At 64.9% G+C, this 15,968-nt stretch carries 17 protein-coding genes; 7 read left to right on the top strand and 10 right to left on the bottom strand.

The window, feature by feature from the left end; all coding sequences use genetic code 11:
- Positions 1–11 precede the first annotated feature (11 nt).
- Together J3E61_RS18915 and J3E61_RS18910 are read right to left on the bottom strand one after the other, a co-directional pair.
- On the bottom strand, positions 12–275 hold the full coding sequence (locus J3E61_RS18915; protein WP_192721498.1) for a hypothetical protein: 264 nt from the start codon (positions 273–275) through the stop codon (positions 12–14).
- A 184-nt stretch (positions 276–459) separates the two neighbouring features.
- Positions 460–1,050: a TetR/AcrR family transcriptional regulator gene (locus tag J3E61_RS18910; protein WP_210084564.1), complete on the bottom strand. Its 591-nt coding sequence runs from the start codon at positions 1,048–1,050 to the stop codon at positions 460–462.
- A 37-nt stretch (positions 1,051–1,087) separates the two neighbouring features.
- Between J3E61_RS18910 and J3E61_RS18905 the strand changes: the two genes are divergently transcribed.
- Positions 1,088–2,962 carry a DUF1214 domain-containing protein gene (locus J3E61_RS18905; protein ID WP_210084563.1) on the top strand — a complete coding sequence of 625 codons (1,875 nt, stop codon included), beginning with the start codon at positions 1,088–1,090 and terminating at the stop codon, positions 2,960–2,962.
- On the opposite strand, the gene J3E61_RS18900 is transcribed toward J3E61_RS18905, so the two are convergent.
- Positions 2,912–4,156: a cytochrome P450 gene (locus J3E61_RS18900; protein ID WP_210084562.1), complete on the bottom strand. Its 1,245-nt coding sequence runs from the start codon at positions 4,154–4,156 to the stop codon at positions 2,912–2,914. The genes J3E61_RS18905 and J3E61_RS18900 overlap by 51 nt on opposite strands.
- Before the next feature lie 167 nt (positions 4,157–4,323).
- Here J3E61_RS18900 and J3E61_RS18895 point away from each other — a divergent pair, with 167 nt between their 5' ends.
- Positions 4,324–4,890: a helix-turn-helix transcriptional regulator gene (locus J3E61_RS18895; RefSeq protein ID WP_210084561.1), complete on the top strand. Its 567-nt coding sequence runs from the start codon at positions 4,324–4,326 to the stop codon at positions 4,888–4,890.
- Here the strand turns inward: J3E61_RS18895 and J3E61_RS18890 are convergent.
- The 5 genes from J3E61_RS18890 to J3E61_RS18870 are packed head-to-tail and all read right to left on the bottom strand — an operon-like array spanning position 4,881 to position 8,372.
- Positions 4,881–5,168 (bottom strand): hypothetical protein, encoded by a 288-nt coding sequence (locus J3E61_RS18890; RefSeq protein ID WP_210084560.1) that lies wholly within the window; start codon positions 5,166–5,168, stop codon positions 4,881–4,883. The genes J3E61_RS18895 and J3E61_RS18890 overlap by 10 nt on opposite strands.
- Before the next feature lie 31 nt (positions 5,169–5,199).
- On the bottom strand, positions 5,200–5,979 hold the full coding sequence (locus tag J3E61_RS18885; RefSeq protein ID WP_210084559.1) for a DJ-1/PfpI family protein: 780 nt from the start codon (positions 5,977–5,979) through the stop codon (positions 5,200–5,202).
- Positions 5,976–7,115 carry an N-acetylglucosamine-6-phosphate deacetylase gene (gene nagA, locus J3E61_RS18880; RefSeq protein WP_210084558.1) on the bottom strand — a complete coding sequence of 380 codons (1,140 nt, stop codon included), beginning with the start codon at positions 7,113–7,115 and terminating at the stop codon, positions 5,976–5,978. The genes J3E61_RS18885 and nagA overlap by 4 nt, the downstream gene beginning before the upstream one ends.
- On the bottom strand, positions 7,116–7,901 hold the full coding sequence (gene nagB / locus J3E61_RS18875; protein WP_210084557.1) for a glucosamine-6-phosphate deaminase: 786 nt from the start codon (positions 7,899–7,901) through the stop codon (positions 7,116–7,118). It abuts the gene before it with no gap.
- On the bottom strand, positions 7,902–8,372 hold the full coding sequence (locus tag J3E61_RS18870; RefSeq protein WP_210084556.1) for a PTS glucose transporter subunit IIA: 471 nt from the start codon (positions 8,370–8,372) through the stop codon (positions 7,902–7,904).
- Positions 8,373–8,466: 94 nt separating this feature from the next.
- Here J3E61_RS18870 and J3E61_RS18865 point away from each other — a divergent pair, with 94 nt between their 5' ends.
- On the top strand, positions 8,467–10,044 hold the full coding sequence (locus tag J3E61_RS18865) for a PTS transporter subunit EIIC (protein ID WP_210084555.1): 1,578 nt from the start codon (positions 8,467–8,469) through the stop codon (positions 10,042–10,044).
- On the opposite strand, the gene J3E61_RS18860 is transcribed toward J3E61_RS18865, so the two are convergent.
- A complete protein-coding gene (locus J3E61_RS18860) occupies positions 10,041–11,606 on the bottom strand; it encodes an adenylate/guanylate cyclase domain-containing protein (RefSeq protein WP_210084554.1) in 1,566 nt (521 codons plus the stop codon). The genes J3E61_RS18865 and J3E61_RS18860 overlap by 4 nt on opposite strands.
- Positions 11,607–11,692: 86 nt before the next feature.
- Between J3E61_RS18860 and J3E61_RS18855 the strand changes: the two genes are divergently transcribed.
- The 3 genes from J3E61_RS18855 (at position 11,693) to J3E61_RS18845 (ending at position 13,835) form a co-directional block, all read left to right on the top strand.
- Positions 11,693–12,523, top strand: a complete 831-nt coding sequence (locus tag J3E61_RS18855) for an SDR family NAD(P)-dependent oxidoreductase (RefSeq protein WP_210084553.1) — start codon at positions 11,693–11,695, stop codon at positions 12,521–12,523.
- A 25-nt stretch (positions 12,524–12,548) separates the two neighbouring features.
- Complete coding sequence (locus tag J3E61_RS18850; RefSeq protein WP_210085619.1) at positions 12,549–13,253, top strand: TVP38/TMEM64 family protein; 705 nt, start codon at positions 12,549–12,551, stop codon at positions 13,251–13,253.
- A gap of 93 nt (positions 13,254–13,346) precedes the next feature.
- Complete coding sequence (locus J3E61_RS18845) at positions 13,347–13,835, top strand: universal stress protein (protein WP_192721511.1); 489 nt, start codon at positions 13,347–13,349, stop codon at positions 13,833–13,835.
- Here J3E61_RS18845 and J3E61_RS18840 read toward each other — a convergent pair.
- Positions 13,832–14,482: a maleylpyruvate isomerase family mycothiol-dependent enzyme gene (locus J3E61_RS18840; protein WP_210084552.1), complete on the bottom strand. Its 651-nt coding sequence runs from the start codon at positions 14,480–14,482 to the stop codon at positions 13,832–13,834. The genes J3E61_RS18845 and J3E61_RS18840 overlap by 4 nt on opposite strands.
- A gap of 232 nt (positions 14,483–14,714) precedes the next feature.
- Between J3E61_RS18840 and J3E61_RS18835 the strand changes: the two genes are divergently transcribed.
- A complete protein-coding gene (locus J3E61_RS18835) occupies positions 14,715–15,956 on the top strand; it encodes a L,D-transpeptidase family protein (protein ID WP_210085618.1) in 1,242 nt (413 codons plus the stop codon).
- The last annotated feature ends 12 nt before the right edge of the window (positions 15,957–15,968 follow it).

The raw sequence follows: 15,968 nt of genomic DNA, 5'->3' as shown, positions 1-15,968 counted from the left end.
CTAGCGACGACTCAGAAAACGCTCCACCCCAACTGTTCGGCCCGAAGCTCCTTGATGGTGTGAAGGAGCTTCTTGTCGCGCATCGAGCGGGCCAGTTCAGCGGGTGTGGGCAGACGCAGTTCATGTCCTTGGAAGACCGACAGACCGCTGCAGTTGGCGCAAACCGAGATGTCGCCGTCGTGCGGTGTGTTGTCGGGATCCCGCGGATCGACGTATGTATTCACGATGTGCTGGCAGAACGGACAGCGCCGTGCCTCGACGACGTGGACATTCATCTTGATTACGTTAGGCCCGATGCGTACGCCTGCAAATGCATTCAGCGAATCTCTTACGGTTTTCTTGCATGTGAAATGAATGCTTTCGATTGTCAGAATCGGTTGCGGCAAAGCCGATTTCGCGCGCGTAAACGGTTTCAACTGCGTTGCGAGCGATGAACTGGCCAGGCAGCGAAATGCCGAGCTATGTGGCGGTCGGCTCCGCGGGTTCGAGAATCCGCGCCACGGCGTTGCCCACCGAGCGCGCAAACGTGCGATCGTCGAGGTCGTCGAGCCCAGTCGACGCGCGGAGGAAGTCGCCGAACAGGCACCAGCCAAGTTGCAGGGCGATGGTGTGCGCCGCGGCCAGCTGAGCGTCGAGTTCGGACACATGCCGGGCGCGGACGCTGTCGAGCAACACCTCCATCGTCGGAAAGCGGCTCTGCAATTCCCCGATCGAATATCCGTCGAGCGAAGTACGGGCGATCACGCGCAGTTGACGGTCGACGGCCTCGCCCACCGCACTGCCATCGGCGTTCACGGCGAGCAGACCCGCCAAGTGCTGGCCGAGATGATCGAGCACCGCCGCTACGAGTCCGTCCTTGCTGCCGAAGTGCCGGTGGATCAGTCCGTGGTTGACATTCGAGCGAGCCGCGATGTCCCGGATGGACGTTGCTCCAGGCCCGCGCTCTGCGAACAGATCGGCGGCTGATTCGAGGACCGCGGCAACGACCTCGGCCCTGCCAAGCGGTGCGCCGGCGCGGGCGGATTCGACCCTTGCCCGGACTGTAGTCATGTGACTACAGTACCCGGAAGGCGTTTGCGGTAGGCAGATGCCCTGCGGAAGGACTCGCCCCGTGGCAACGACGCCATACAGATACGGTCGATTCATCGGCAGGGTCGGCGGACTCGCAGTCGCATTGGGCATCGGGGCGGCAATCGCCAACAGTCCGGCTATCGCAGCAGCCGACGACGGTGCGAACGCGTCGGACTCCTCGAGTTCGAGCGCGAGTTCTCATGACGGCGGGACAGAGAAGACCACAAGCAAGGCCGAGACGAGCGAGGCGCCAGCCACACCGTCGTCGACCGACGCCCAACCGTCTGCCACCCGCAAAAAGAAGAAGAAGGCAACTGCGCCCAAGGCCGCCGACAGCACGGCCTCGACAGCGCAGACGACGGTCAGCGACCCTGCGCCGAAGCCGGATGCTCCCGCCCAGACCCTGGCCATGGTGTCGACGTTGAGTGCGGCCAGTCGCGAGGTCGTGCACACCTCGGGCGCGTCATCGATCACAGCGACACCGGCGGCCACCACTCAGACACTCGCTGTCAGCCCGCTAGGGACCCACGAACAACTCTCCGCAGAACAGCGCGCCGCCCAGACCGTCAACACGCTTCCCGTTCAGTTGATGAAGCTGGTGCTCCAATTCGGTTGGCGCTCAACCGCGAAGCAACAGTTCAATCTCGTCGGCGGACCGGATCAGGAAAACCTCGACGCGCTGAACGAAGCCGTCAACGAATACGCCATGGGTGCGGCGTTTCAGCAGCAGTTGCTCAACCCGATGACCCCGACAGCCGTGATGCAAGTGGCTCCCCCACACACCTGGTACGGACAGGACGTCAACGGATCGCGCATCCTGTACGACAACCCGGACACCATCTACCGCTTCATGGCTGTCAACAAGACCTCGACGTACGTGATCACGGGCCGCTTCACCGGCGACGACCCGGCCGAGACGACGTTCAGCGTGCTGACCGGTTTGTCGGGCAACACGGCGTCGATGCTCAACGGCAAGGATCTTGTGCGCAACCCCGACGGCTCCTTCACCATCACCGTGAGCGGCTCACCGACCGGGCCGGGCCCCAACCACATCCAGATCACCGACGACACCACACTGATAGCAGCACGAAATACATTGTCGGACTGGAATAATCAGGATCCGATGAGCTTGTCGATCGAGCGCGTCAGCGGGCCGCCCAACAGCCTGTTCGCCCAACTGGGCGGATTCGCCATTCCATTCATCGGTCCGACGGTGACGAAGAACCCGTTGTTGACGACGTTGGTATCGCTGATTCCGCCGCTGCCCGACACGCCGCCGTTGCTGCGGGGCACGGTCACCGCGGTCATCATGGCGCTCGGTCTGCAGATGGAAGCCAAGTACATCAAGGTGGCGACGGTCGACCCGACCACCGGCGAACGCAGGCAACCCAACGTGTTCACCAACCCGACGCGCAACGCCGAATTCCTTGCGACACAGATGCAGAGCGCCGGCTACTTCCAGCTCAACGATGATCAGGCGCTGGTCCTCACCATCAATCCCGGCGACGCCGGCTACTTCGTCGTGCCGGTGACCAACGACTGGACCATCACGGACAACTACTGGGATCAGCAGACCAGCCTGAATATCTCCCAAGCCAAGAAGAACGCCGACGGAACCTACACAATCGTGGTTTCACCGCAGGATCCAGAGATCTGGAACTGGGTGTCCACCGGCGGACTGAACCAGGGCACGATCTCGATCCGGTTCCAAGACATCGACCCGCAGGCCACGAATCTGCCCACCGTCAGTTCGCAGGTGGTCTCCCTCGATCAATTGGCCAGTGTGCTGCCCGCGGGAACCGTCCCTGCCACTGCGCAGGATCGGCTGGACCAGATAGCGCTACGAAAGTCCGGTTTCAACAACCGATTCGCGCCCTACCCGCAGCCATAGCTGTTCACGGCGCCGGACGAGGATACTCGGCAGCCACGGCCCGACCTCCAACGTGTCAACCCACGACGTTCGGTCGAGGACCGCCCGCAGAACGACCTGAGCTTCCAGCCGCGCGAGCGCCGCGCCGACACAGAAATGCAGGCCCTTGCCGAAAGTGATGTGCCCCTTACCGCCTGGCCTGTCGAGCCGGAACTCATTGGGTTCGTCGAACTGGGCGGGGTCGCGGCTCGCCGCGCCCCACAGCAGCAACAGCCGCGATCCGGCAGGCAGGTCCACGCCGCCAAGGGTGGTATCGGCGACGACGTGGCGATAGTGGCCGCGGAAGGGCGGTTCATACCGTAACGCCTCTTCGATGAACGGGCCGAGTAGGTCAGGGTTTTCGCGCAGTTGCTCCTGAATGTGGGGTCGTGTCGCCAAGATCTCCATTGAGCTACCGAGCAGCGACGCGGTCGATTCTCCGCCTGCGCTGAACAAGATGACCATCATCAGCTGCGCGGTGATCTCCTCGACCTCGTTGGCGCGACGGCTGGCGGCAAGGGCACCGAGGAAATTGTCCTCCGGATCGGTTGCCGCGCGCAGAAACTGGCGATGGATGTAGTTACCCATTTCCATGCCCGCGGTGCCCGCTGCGATGAGCCGTTGCTCGTCGACCAGTCCGTCGAGCAATTGCGTGCTCGCATAGGCCCACTCGATCAATTGGTCGACATCCTCGGCGGGAACGCCGATCAGATGGGCGACGACCATCATCGGAAGCCTGTTGGCCACCGCTCCCATCCACTCAATCCGTCCATCGCGCAATCCGTCCGCCCATCGCTCCTCGAACGTGGCGCTGATGAACGCCTCCATCTCGCGTATCCGCTTCGCAGCCAGCTGCGGCACGAGCATCTTTCGGTGCGCAGCATGGGCCGGATCATCGGCAGTGGCGAGGATTTGTGTTGGTCCGCCGAGCCGGTCCAACTCGAACGGAACGACGGTGCCGTCGGCAGTGAACATCATTGCGGCGGTCAGGTTCGACGAAAAGTCGTCGGGACGGTTGACGGCGTCGTTGATCGCGGCCCAGTCGCACACCACGTAGAAGCCGGAGTCGCCGATCCGATGAACCGGCCCTTCGGCACGCATGCGGTCGTATAGCGGATAGGGGTCCTGAATCGCGTCGGTGTCGAAGAACGCGAGCGCATCGTGAAGCACCGTCATTTGTACAGGTTGACCAGCGTGAATTGGGTCGGTCAATGACCTGGACAAGAGTCGATAACGCCACCGACGGGACCAGACTCGTCGGCGTCTCACCAAGGGCAGCGGACCTGCACAGACCGCTGAGAATTTCTATAAGTCTGTCTCAGGAATGAGATAAGTTCAAACACATGTCGCGCGACGATTGGCTGTTCGACGACGGCCGCCGCGCCGCCGCGATCGAGCGGATCTATGCCGCGGCGACCGAGATGATCTATCGCGACGGCATCGGCGCATTCAACGTCGACGCATTGGCCGCGCAGACCCATTGTTCGCGTGCCACCGTGTACCGCTACGTCGGCGGCAAGAAGGACATCCGCGAAGCAGTGCTGGCGCGAGCAGGCGCCCGCATCGTCGGAACCGTGCGGGCCAGCGTCAAAGACCGCACCGGGCCGGACAGGGTGCTGACCGCAATCGAGGTGGCGGTCAAGGAGATCCGCGCCGATCCTGCGGGACAGCTGTTCCTGGACTCGGCCCGCAGCGGTGGCTGGAACTGGCTGACCGCCTCAGACGCCGTCGCCGACTTCGCCTCAGAGCTCACCGGGATCACCCATGACGACCCGCAGGCCGCGCAGTGGATCGTGCGCATGGTGTTGTCGCTGATGTTGTTGCCGGGCAGCGATTCCCGTGCCGAACACCAGATGCTGCAGCGCTTCGTCGCACCGGCTTTCACGGAAGGCGTTGGGCATCAGCCGTAAAGGTGATTAGGACACTCGACGTCGACGTACACGGTCGTGAAAGTTCCGGCAGGCGGCGCCGAGTCGTCGGGGTTATTGATGTTCTCTACCGTGCACACTGACAGCGGGACGGTGTCGTAGCCCGTCAGCCAATTGATCACGACGTTGTAGCCCTCGGCCTTCAGGCCGTCGATCACCGACTGTGCTGACTCGCCGCTGTCCGTCGGTTCAGCCATCGCGGGGGAAGCAAACATCAGCGCACCGGTGATCGTAATCAGCACAACAGCCAAGTACTGCACGGCAATACTTTCAGTGGGAAGCCGCACCGAACTACCCGTCCCCCCGGTATGCAGACCACACCATGTCGACATATTCCGCGGCCAGCCGATGGCAATCACCGGGCCAGCGGGCCGACAGGTAGTTGCCGTCCTTCACGGTGAAGCCGCGGCTGAGGTGATTTGGGCTGTCGCGCAGCGTGACTCGCGGCCCGGGTTGAAAGTCGGTTGGTGAGGCCAGGGCCGCAGTGACCTCGGCCTGAACTGTCGTCGGGTAGGTGCGGTAGTAGTCCCCCAGCCACAGTCGGGTCATCGCCCAGCCGCCCAGCTCGAGCGCCGCGGTCAGCGCTGTGGTTCGCCGGCCATGGAGCACCGATCGCCCAGTCGCCGGGTCGATCGAGCGTGCCAGCAGCAGCACCCCGTGGCAGACCGCGCCGACGGAGATACTCCGCGACATCGCAGCCACCGTAACCGCTTGTGCCGCTGAGGATTCGAGCAGCGTTCGGACGCCCTTGGCATGGCCGCCGGGAACGAAAACGCCGTTGGCACTGTCCACGTCCACGTCTTGGTAGGCGCATGGCTCGGCGAAGCACGGGTCGTCGACCATGCGCCGATATGCCCTCAAATCTTCGGGGCGCGTCATGAGCACCGGCGACAGCACCGAGAATCCCTTGTCCACCAACCGCGCGTCGGCATAGGCGGGCCGACCGTCCGGCGTGGCGAACCGCACCCCAATGCCGGAATCGGTCAGTGCGTCCCAAATGACAGCGGATTCGGTTGGGTCGTAATCGACTGCGGGCAGCAGCATCACAACGGCCGGTCGCGACTCGTTCATCCCAACGCCTCCCACGATCCGCGATGCAGTACGGCGGTCACCACCAGATCGGAGTCCAACACCACCAAGTCGGCGCCTGCGCCGGGAACAAGACCCGAGCATGCCAGCCCAAGCGCGCGGGCCGGGTTGATCGAGGCCTGCCGCACGGCCAGCGTCAGAGCCTCGTCGCGAGGCAGCCCGCAATGCATGACCGCGAACCGGAATACCCGATCCATGGTCGCCGTGCTGCCGGCAATGGTGTCTGTGCCCGCCACCCTGGCCACCCCGCCTACGACATCGACCTGGACCGGGCCGAGGTGATAGGCCCCGTCGGCCATTCCGGTCGCGGCCATCGCATCGGTGATGAGCGACACCCGGTCGGGGCCTACGCTGCGCGCGACATGCCGGTACAGCGCGGGGTCGACGTGCACGCCATCGGTGATCACTTCGACTGTCACGCGGGTGTCTTCGAGTAGCGCGATCACCGGGCCGGGCTCACGAGTGTTGATCGGACGCATCGCGTTGAACAAGTGCGTGCCCACCGTCGCACCCGCCCCGATCGCCGTGCGCGTCTGCTCGTAGGTGGCCTCGGTGTGACCGACGGCGGCCACCACTCCGCGATCGACGATGCGCTCGATCGCCGCCGGGGCGCCGTCGCGTTCCGGCGCCAAGGTGATCATGCGAATCGCGCCCGCCCCCGCGTCAAGGAGGCGGTCCAGCTCTCCGAGGTCAGGGTCGCGCATCAGGGATGCCTGGTGGGCTCCGCACCGTTTGGTGGACAGCCACGGCCCTTCCAGGTGGATTCCGGCGAGCACGCCGGCGTGCACGTCCTCAGCCAATCCCTTTACCTGCCGCAATAATTCGTCGGTGCTCGCCGTCACGAGGGACGCGACGAGCGTCGTGGTGCCATGCCTGCGATGCAGCGCCACCGCGGTGGCCGTTTCTGCCGCAGAAGCCGTCGAGAAGTTGGCTCCACCCCCTCCGTGGAGGTGCGTGTCGACGAACCCCGGCACCACGGTGACAGCGCCGAGGTCGCGATCTACGGCACCGGGCGGCGGGCCGCCGCCGACAGCGGCGACGCTACCGTCGACAACGTCAATCCACCCGGGCCGCAACAGCTCTCGGCCCGTCAGCAAGGTGTCGGCGGTCAACAGCACTCAGATGCCCTGCCAATCCGGCTTGGCTCGGTAGGTCTCCCGGTAATAGCCGGCGAGCTGAAGTCTGTGTGCCGCAGCATCATCCAACAGAACAGTCACATGCGGGTGATGCTGCAGAATGGTCGCGGGCCACATCGCGCTCACCGCACCCTCGACGAGGTGATGGACGGCTTCGGCTTTACCTCCGCCCGTGGCAACCAGAATCACATGCCTGGCCGCCATGATGGTGGCCAACCCTTGGGTCAGGCAGTGCGTCGGCACGGCGTCGACGTCACCGCCGAAGAACCGGGCGTTGTCGATCCGCGTCTGCCTGGTCAGCGTCTTGATGCGGGTGCGCGACGCGAGGGAGGACCCCGGCTCGTTGAACCCGATGTGTCCGTCGGTGCCGATACCCAGAATCTGCACGTCGATGCCACCCGCGTCCCGGATCGCCGCCTCGTACGCCGCACAGGCGGCGGGGATGTCACGCGCCAGACCATCGGGACCGTCCACCACCCCTGGCGCGAAGTCGACGCGCGAAACGAAGACCTTGTCGATGACGTTGCGGTAGCGCTCGGGGTGGTCCGCGGGCAGCCCGACGTACTCGTCGAGCGTGAATCCCCGTGCCTCCCGGAACGAAATCAGTCCGGCTTCGCAGCGCGCCGCCAACTCGTCGTAGATCGCAACCGGCGATGACCCCGTCGCGAGACCGAGGACGCCGGCCGGCTTGCGCGCCATCAACGCGCCGATCGCGTCGGCCGCGACAACACCGATCTCCTTGGCGTCTGCGAGAATTACGACTTCCATCTACTTGCTCGCAGTGAAAAGACTTGCGCCGGAGGCTATCTCCGCTCCCTCGAAAACCGCATCGGCTGGCACGATGTTCGAGGACTCGCGCTCGTCCATCACCACGACGGGAACAATCGGATTCAGCCCCTTGGCCTCGACCGAAGCTACGTCGTAGGTGATCACGAGTTGGCCGGCGCTGACCTCGTCGCCCTGGCTGACGTGCGTCGTAAAGCCCTCGCCGTTCAGTCGGACGGTGTCGATACCCAGGTGCACCAGCACTCCGACACTGTCCGGTGTCATGACGATGTAGGCGTGCGGCAGCAACTTCAAGATCTTCCCGCTGACGGGCGCGACCGCCTCGATCACGCCTCGCGGCGGGTCCACCGCCGCTCCGTAGCCCACCATGCCCTGCGAGAACACCGGGTCTGGCACGTCCTGCAACGGAACCGCGCGGCCGCCAACCGGGGCCAGGACTGACGTCATACTCACGCACCAACAATACGAGCGTGTGAGCAAGACGGTCTCAAGTTCACCCGTTCTCGTCTAGGCTTCCGCTCAGCTTCGGCAGAGGAGGGTCACACAAGTGAGCGACGCGGCGAAACCTCAAGGGACGGCAGCAAAGTCGGGTCGACGCATTCCCGGCTTCGCCCAACTGCAGCGGCTCGGCAAGAGTCTGATGCTGCCGATCGCGGTGCTGCCCGCGGCGGGAATCCTGCTCCGACTTGGCCAGCCCGATGTGCTCGGCAGAATTCACGCCCCCCTCATCAGCTCGTTCTTCAAGGCGATGAGCGCCGCGGGCGACGCGCTGTTCAGCAACCTCCCGCTGCTTTTCGCCGTAGGCGTCGCCATCGGATTCGCCAGGAAGGCGGACGGTTCGACAGCATTGGCCGCTGTCGTCGGCTATCTGGTGGTGCAAGCGGTGTTCAAGACGATGTCGCCGATCGTGCTCGCCGGCCAGGTCGACAAGGCGGGCGAGCAAGCCCAGATCAACTACAGCGTGTTCGCGGGCATCGTGGTCGGTCTGGTGAGCGCGTGGCTGTTCGACCGCTACCACACCATCCAATTGCCGTCCTACATCGGATTCTTCGGCGGCCGACGCTTCGTTCCCATCGTGGTGTCGCTGGCCTGTCTGTTCATCGCGTTTGCAATGAGTTACTTCTATCCGATCTTCGACGCAGGTCTCACCGGGCTCGGCAAGTTCATCGGCGGCTCCGGAGCGCTCGGCGCTTTCGTCTACGGCTTCGTCAACCGGATGTTGATTCCGTTGGGCCTGCACCACATTCCGAACTCGTACATCTGGTTCCTTTACGGCGACTATCAGTCGCCAGACGGCAAAGTCGTCACCGGTGAGCTCACGCGGTTCGCCGCTGGCGACCCGACCGCGGGCCATCTCACCTCGGGCTTCTACCCGATCCTGATGTTCGGGCTGCCTGCCGCCGCGCTCGCGATGATCCAGGTGGCCAACAAGAGACAACGGAAAGTCGCGGTCGGCATTCTGGCGGCGGCGGCGCTGACCGCGTTTCTGACCGGCGTGACCGAGCCCCTCGAGTTCGCGTTCATGTTCGTGGCATTCCCCCTGTACCTCATCCATGCAGTGCTGACCGGCCTGTCGCTTGCGATCGCGTACTTGCTCGACATACACCTTGGCTTCTCGTTTTCCGCGGGGCTTATCGACCTGTTTCTGTGGGGCGGTGCTCCAGCGGCGAAGAACATTCCATTGCTCCTCGGGATGGGCGTCGTGTTCTTCGTCGTTTACTACCTGCTGTTCCGGTTCGCCATCACGCGATGGAACCTGCGGACGCCTGGCCGCGAACCCGAAAGCGAGTTCGAAGCGGAGGAAGCGGCGAATCTCGGCGAGGGCACCGAGTCCGCGGCGGCCATCACCGTCGGTGGGGCGGGCACCGCGACTGCCGTCGCTCCTGCCGCGGTCGACAGCAAGGCCGAACAGGTCATCGCGGCGTTCGGCGGCAGGGAGAACCTCGTGAATGTCGATGCCTGCATCACCCGGCTGCGCATGGAGGTGGCCGATGCGAGCAAGGTGGATCAGGCTCGGCTCAAGGCTCTCGGCGCCGCGGGCGTTGTTGAAGTCGGCAACAGCGTGCAAGCGGTGTTCGGGACCGAAGCCGAGGCGCTGAAGAACGACATCAACGACATCCGTTAAAAGGAGCGGGCGTTGGCTCCGGTGGGGGTCCTGCCGGACGGACTGAGGCGAGCCACCGTGCGCAGCATCCACGGCGATCGGCGGGCGATCACCTCTACTGCGCGATCCGACCGGCGCATCGCCGTCCGGGGCCCGGGAGTGGGCAGCGACGCCAGTTGCGCCTCCACCGATTCCGACGGTGCGCCGTGACGATCGACGGCGAGCAGCTGCCAACTGCCGGGCACACCACGCAAGTCGACACTGCCACGATCCTCAAAACCCGTACCCGAGCCGACGACCAGGTCGCGAACGGTCCTTGAGACGAGGATTTCTCCGGCGCCGGCGTGGCCGAGAATCCGCGCAGCGATATGCACTGCAATTCCGCCGATGTCGGCGTCCAGCAATTCGCACTCGCCGGTGTGAATTCCTGCGCGAATCTCGATGCCCAGCCTCTCGGCATCAGACCGCAGTCCCTCCGCGCAGCGAATTGCCTGCGTTGGCCCCTCGAACGTCATGAGGTGGCCGTCGCCGGTGCCCTTAACTACCGTGCCGCCGAACCTTTCGGTGAGTTCGGTGGTGATCTCGTCAAACCGGTGTAGGAGTGCGCGCCACCGTTCGTCCCCGGTCGCCGCGGCGCGCTGCGTCGAGGCAACGATGTCGGTGAACAACACGGTGCGCAGCGCCCGGTGCGATTGCGCGGGCGCGGCGTGGCTCCCGGTGAGGAACTCCTCGATTTCCCCAGTGATGTCGTCGGGACCCGTGAACCACGGAACGTGATCGCGCCCATCGACTTCGAACAACCGCGCGCCGGGGATGTGGTCGGCAAGATACCGGCCGCCCTGCACCGGAATGGGGTCTTCGCGGGCATGGATGACCAGAGTCGGCGCGGTGATCGTCGGCAGGATCGGCCGAATGTCCAAATTGAACACCGCTTCTATCGTCGCGCGCGCCATGCCCGGGCTGGCGCTCATGCGCTCCAACATCGCCAGCTGACGAGTCGACCGGACTGACGGAACGAGGTAACCCAGCGCCTCACCACTGCCCCAGGCCGATCGGATCGCGCGGCCGAAGCTCTGCACGCCGGCAATCTGCTCTGCGGAGGGCGCGTATGCCTCGCCCATGTCCGACACCATGCGCTTCCGGATCTCGGACGGGTCTCGCTCGATGTCGTCCCATCCGGTGATGCCGTTGTATGCGCCGGTGCCCGTGAGGATCAAAGCCCGTGTTCGTTGTGGCCGTGTCGCCGCGAACACCATGGCAGCCGGGCCGCCCTCGCTGACCCCGAAGATGACGGCCTTCTCGAAGCCGACCGCGTCCATCACAGCCTCGATCTCGCCCGCCCGCTCTTCCAGAGTGCGAACCTTCGGCACCGGGTCGGACAAGCCGACGCCCGCCTTGTCGAAGAGCGCTACCCGACAGAAGGCGGACAGCTGGTGGAAGAAGGCCTCGAATTCGGGCATGGTCCAGAAGAGCTCGACGTGGCTGACGAACGACCCCGCAAAGACCAGGTCGACCGGCCCCTCGCCGAACACCTGATACGCGATGCTGAGATCGCCGCACGTTGCATACAACGTGTCCCCCACCCATGGAGCGTAACGACGCGGTGTGGTGCAAAGCGGCACTTCGTCCATACTGGCCAGCGGGGTGAGGTGAAAGGAAGCGATCGCAAATGTCCACCTGGCTCATCACCGGTTGCTCGACGGGGCTTGGCCGCTCGCTGGCGGAAGCCGTCATCGACGCAGGCCACAACGCCGTCGTCACCGCCCGCGATGTCAGCAGGGTCGCCGACCTGGCGGATTCCACACCCGACCGGGTCCTTGCCGTCGCGCTCGACGTCACCGATCCGAATCAGGTGACGACAGCAGTGCGCCAGGCCGAAGATCGGTTCGGCGGCGTCGACGTGCTGGTCAACAACGCCGGCTATGGCTATCGCGCCGCCGTAGAAGAGGGTGAGGACGCCGAGGTGCGGACGCTCTTCGAGACACACTTCTTCGGCACCGTCGCGATGATCAAGGCCGTGCTGCCCGGCATGCGCGCCCGTCGCTCCGGAGCGATCGTGAACATCTCGTCGATCGGGGTTCAGCTCACCCCGGTCGGCTCCGGCTACTACGCCGCGGCCAAAGCCGCGATCGAAGGGGTAAGTGGCTCCCTGCGCGGTGAGCTTGCGCCCCTTGGCATCTCGGTCACCGTCGTCGAGCCGGGCGCGTTTCGCACCGATTTCGCGGGACGGTCGCTGACCCAATCGACAACAATCATCGATGACTACGCGGGCACCGCCGGACAACGCCGCAAGGAGAACGACACGATGGACGGCACCCAGGCCGGTGATCCCGCGAAGGCAGGCAGCGCGATCATCGAGGCGGTCGAATCGAGTGAGCCGCCCGCATTCCTGCTCCTCGGGCCCGACGCGCTGGCCGCCTACCGCTACATCGCCGACACCCGCGCGAGCGAGATCGCCAAGTGGGAAAAACTCACCGCCAGCACGAACTTCGATGCCTGACGTCGATTGCGGCAGCGGATCCGGCATGTCCGAAGGCGAAACTGTCACCACTCTCAGTCGACGCCGTCACATCGTGCGACTGGCGCTGTTCGCGGCGTTCCTGTTGGGGTTGTTCTATCTGGTTGCCGTCGCCCACATCGTCGATGTCGAGGACGTGCGGCGCGCGGTCGCCGCGACCGGGCCCGCCGCGCCGCTGACCTACGTCGTGGTGGCCGCTGTGCTCGCCGCGGTGTTCGTGCCGGGCCCGATCCTGGCGGCGGGCAGCGGGCTACTGTTCGGGCCCGTCCTGGGGGTCTTCGTCACGCTGGGCGCGACGGTCGGGACGGCGATCATCGCCAGTCTGGTCGGCCGTCGCGCCGGACGCGACAGCGCGCGAGCCCTCCTCGGGCCGCAACGGGCCGACCGTCTGGGCCGGTTGATCGACCGCCGAGGGCTGTGGGCCGTGGTCGGTCAACGGTTCGTCCCCGGCATCTCGGATGCGCTTGCCTGCTACGTGTTCGGCGCGTTCGGAGTTCCGTTGTGGCAGATGGCTATTGGCGCATTCATCGGCGCGGCGCCGCGCGCGTTCGTCTACACCGCATTGGGCGCGTCGATCGGAAACCTGTCGTCGCCGTTGGCTTACTCCGCGATCGCGGTGTGGTGTGTGACCGCGATCATCGGCGCGTTCGTCACGCATCACGGTTGGCGGAAATGGCGTGCGCGGCGTCGGGCGTCGGATTCGACGCCCTAGACAGTTACAGCCGGCTATGTCGCAAAGCCAAGCGTCGATCGCCCGGCTGGCGTTACTGTCGTGTTCGTCGCGACCGGCGGCAAGGAGGCGACCATGAGTGGCTATCGAACGGTGATCGTCGGGACCGACGGTTCAGACTCGTCAATGCGTGCGGTCGAGCGAGCGGGAGCGTTCGCGGCGCAGGAGAACGCGAAGTTGATCGTGGCGAGCGCGCATATCCATCACGAGGAAAAGGGTGGCTGGTCGAGGCCACCGTCGCCCGATCCGGCGAGCGACAGGCGCGCCGAGGATGCACTTGGGCGCGAAGGTTACAAGGTGCACGGTGATGCGGCCGTTTACGACATCCTCCACGACGCCCGCGACCGGGCCAAGGCAGCAGGCGCCAAGGATGTCGAAGAGCGCGCAATCGTCGGCGCCCCTGTCGAGGCGCTGATCAAGTTGGCGGGAGAGGTGAAGGCGGACCTGATCGTCGTCGGTGATGTGGGGTTGGATTCCGTCGCCGGGCGGCTTCTAGGGTCGGTTCCCGCCGACGTCGCCCGCAAGGCGAAGATCGACATTCTGATCGTCCACACGGCTAGCTAGTCCGGAAGCCGGGACTGTAGGACGGGCACGCCGGGGCCGGCGAGTTGGTCAAGCGCGACCGTGCGTCCGCACACCGCCAACATCACCGCCGCTCCCGGTCCGCGGATGGATTCGCCGTCGCCCCACGTTCGTCCGGTGTCCTGGTCGTGTAGCGCGATGCCCCGCAGGCGTCGGTGCGGGAAGAAGCCGAATTGCGTTCGACTGGTAAGGAAATCGAGCACCCGGGCGACATGCTGTGGATCCGGCCGGTGCGGGATTCCCAGCGGTATGCGCATATCTGCACCGTGTACCAAGACGTCCGTGAGGCCCGATAACGGGCCGGTCACCGGCGGACTGAGCCTGTGGTCAGCGCGACGACGTAACGTCTCGGCGATCTCGGTGGCTGAGGCTCGCGCCCGGCGACGGGCCAGCGCGTCGATTCCCCGATCGATGCCGCCGTGTCGAATACCGCTGGCAATGAAGCCCCAGAATCCGTCGGCGAAATCGCTGACCAAATGCGCGGCAACGGTTTTGACATCCCACCCGGCACATAGGCTTTGGGTCGCCAACTGGTCGGCGTTGAGACTTTCGATCAACGTGGCGATCGACCGCCGCTCATCTGCCACCGCCGCGTATACCCACTCGCGTTCCGCTCCGTTCAGTCGCACAACGGCACAATAACCCGCTCCAGACAGTCGCAATCACACTCTGACCATCGACGATCCGGCACGGCGCAACTGCCTGAGCCGAGACGGCGCGATCGCCCTGGCCCTGACCCAGTACAACCTCGTCGCGGTTTGACTCGCAGGCCGGCGGGTACCTGACGATCAGACACGAGACGGGCGGGTCAGGGGAACGGGAGGGGACATGAGCGCACGCACGCTACCGGAGCTAAATAGTCTGAAGCCCAAGCGCTTTCGGCCGATCTGGAAGACGATTCCAGCTCTGCTTCTCGCCCTTCTCATGGCCGCGGCTCTCGCGCTGACTGGCTGTGCGCATCAGTCGGCGCCGACTGGCGCCCCGCTCCCGAACCCGGCGGAACCTGCGTCGCTCAAGATCGAACCCGCACCGGGCGCCCACGACGTCGACCCCGTCGCGCCTGTGTCGGTCAGTGCGCAAACCGGGACGCTGACCGACGTGGCGATGGTCAACGACACCGGCAAGCCCGTCGCAGGGATTCTCACTCCCGACGCGAAGTTCTGGCATCCCGTCGTCCCGCTGGGGTACGGGCGAACCTACACGCTGACCATCACCAGCCGCGGACCGGGCGGAAAGACGGCGACACAACCGGTTTCATTCACCACACTGACTCCGCCCAACCAAACCAAGGTGTCGTTTCAGACCACATCGGAGGCACCGCTTGCCGACGGCGCCACCTACGGTGTGGGCGTCGTCATCGTGGCCCACTTCGACGAGCCGATCACCGACAAGGCCGAAGCCGAGCGGCGGCTCGTCGTCACCCCTTCGCCACCGGCAGCGGGATCATGGAACTGGGTCGACGACCAGAACGCACATTGGCGCCCCGAGCACCACTACACGCCCGGAACCACGGTCATCGTCGATGCGAAGATCTACGGAATCCCGCTGGCCCAAGGCGTGTTCGGGCAACAGGACGAGCACCTCAAGTTCACCATCGGTGAATCGCATGTCTCTGTCGCCGACGACCACACGCATCAGGTCAGCGTCTATCGCAACGGCAGCCTGATACGGACCATGCCGACGTCGATGGGCATGGGCGGCACGCAGGAAGTGGATGGACGGACCCTGTCGTTTTGGACCCCGCCGGGCGTCTACACGGTTCTCGACAAGGGCAATCCGGTGGTGATGGACTCCTCCACCTTCGGGCTGCCGAAGAATTCTCGGCTGGGGTATCGCGAGACCATCAATTACGCCACCCGCATCAGCACCGACGGCATCTACCTACACCAGCTCGACGCCACCGTATGGGCGCAGGGCAACACCGACACCAGCCACGGTTGCCTGAATCTCAACGGCGACAACGCCAAATGGTTCTACGACTTCTCGATACCAGGGGATGTCGTCGAAGTCCGCAACACCGGTGGCCCCCCGCTGACCCCCGCACAGAACGGTGACTGGACCATTCCGTGGGATCAATGGCGCAACGGCAGCGCGCTGAAGTGACGCCCGCCTTGA

The sequence above is a fragment of the Mycobacterium sp. OAE908 genome, assembly GCF_017872775.1.
In the GTDB taxonomy this organism is placed as follows: Bacteria; Actinomycetota; Actinomycetes; order Mycobacteriales; family Mycobacteriaceae; genus Mycobacterium.
Note: the sequence above shows the minus strand (reverse complement) of the source record. Positions and strands in the feature narration are given on the sequence as shown.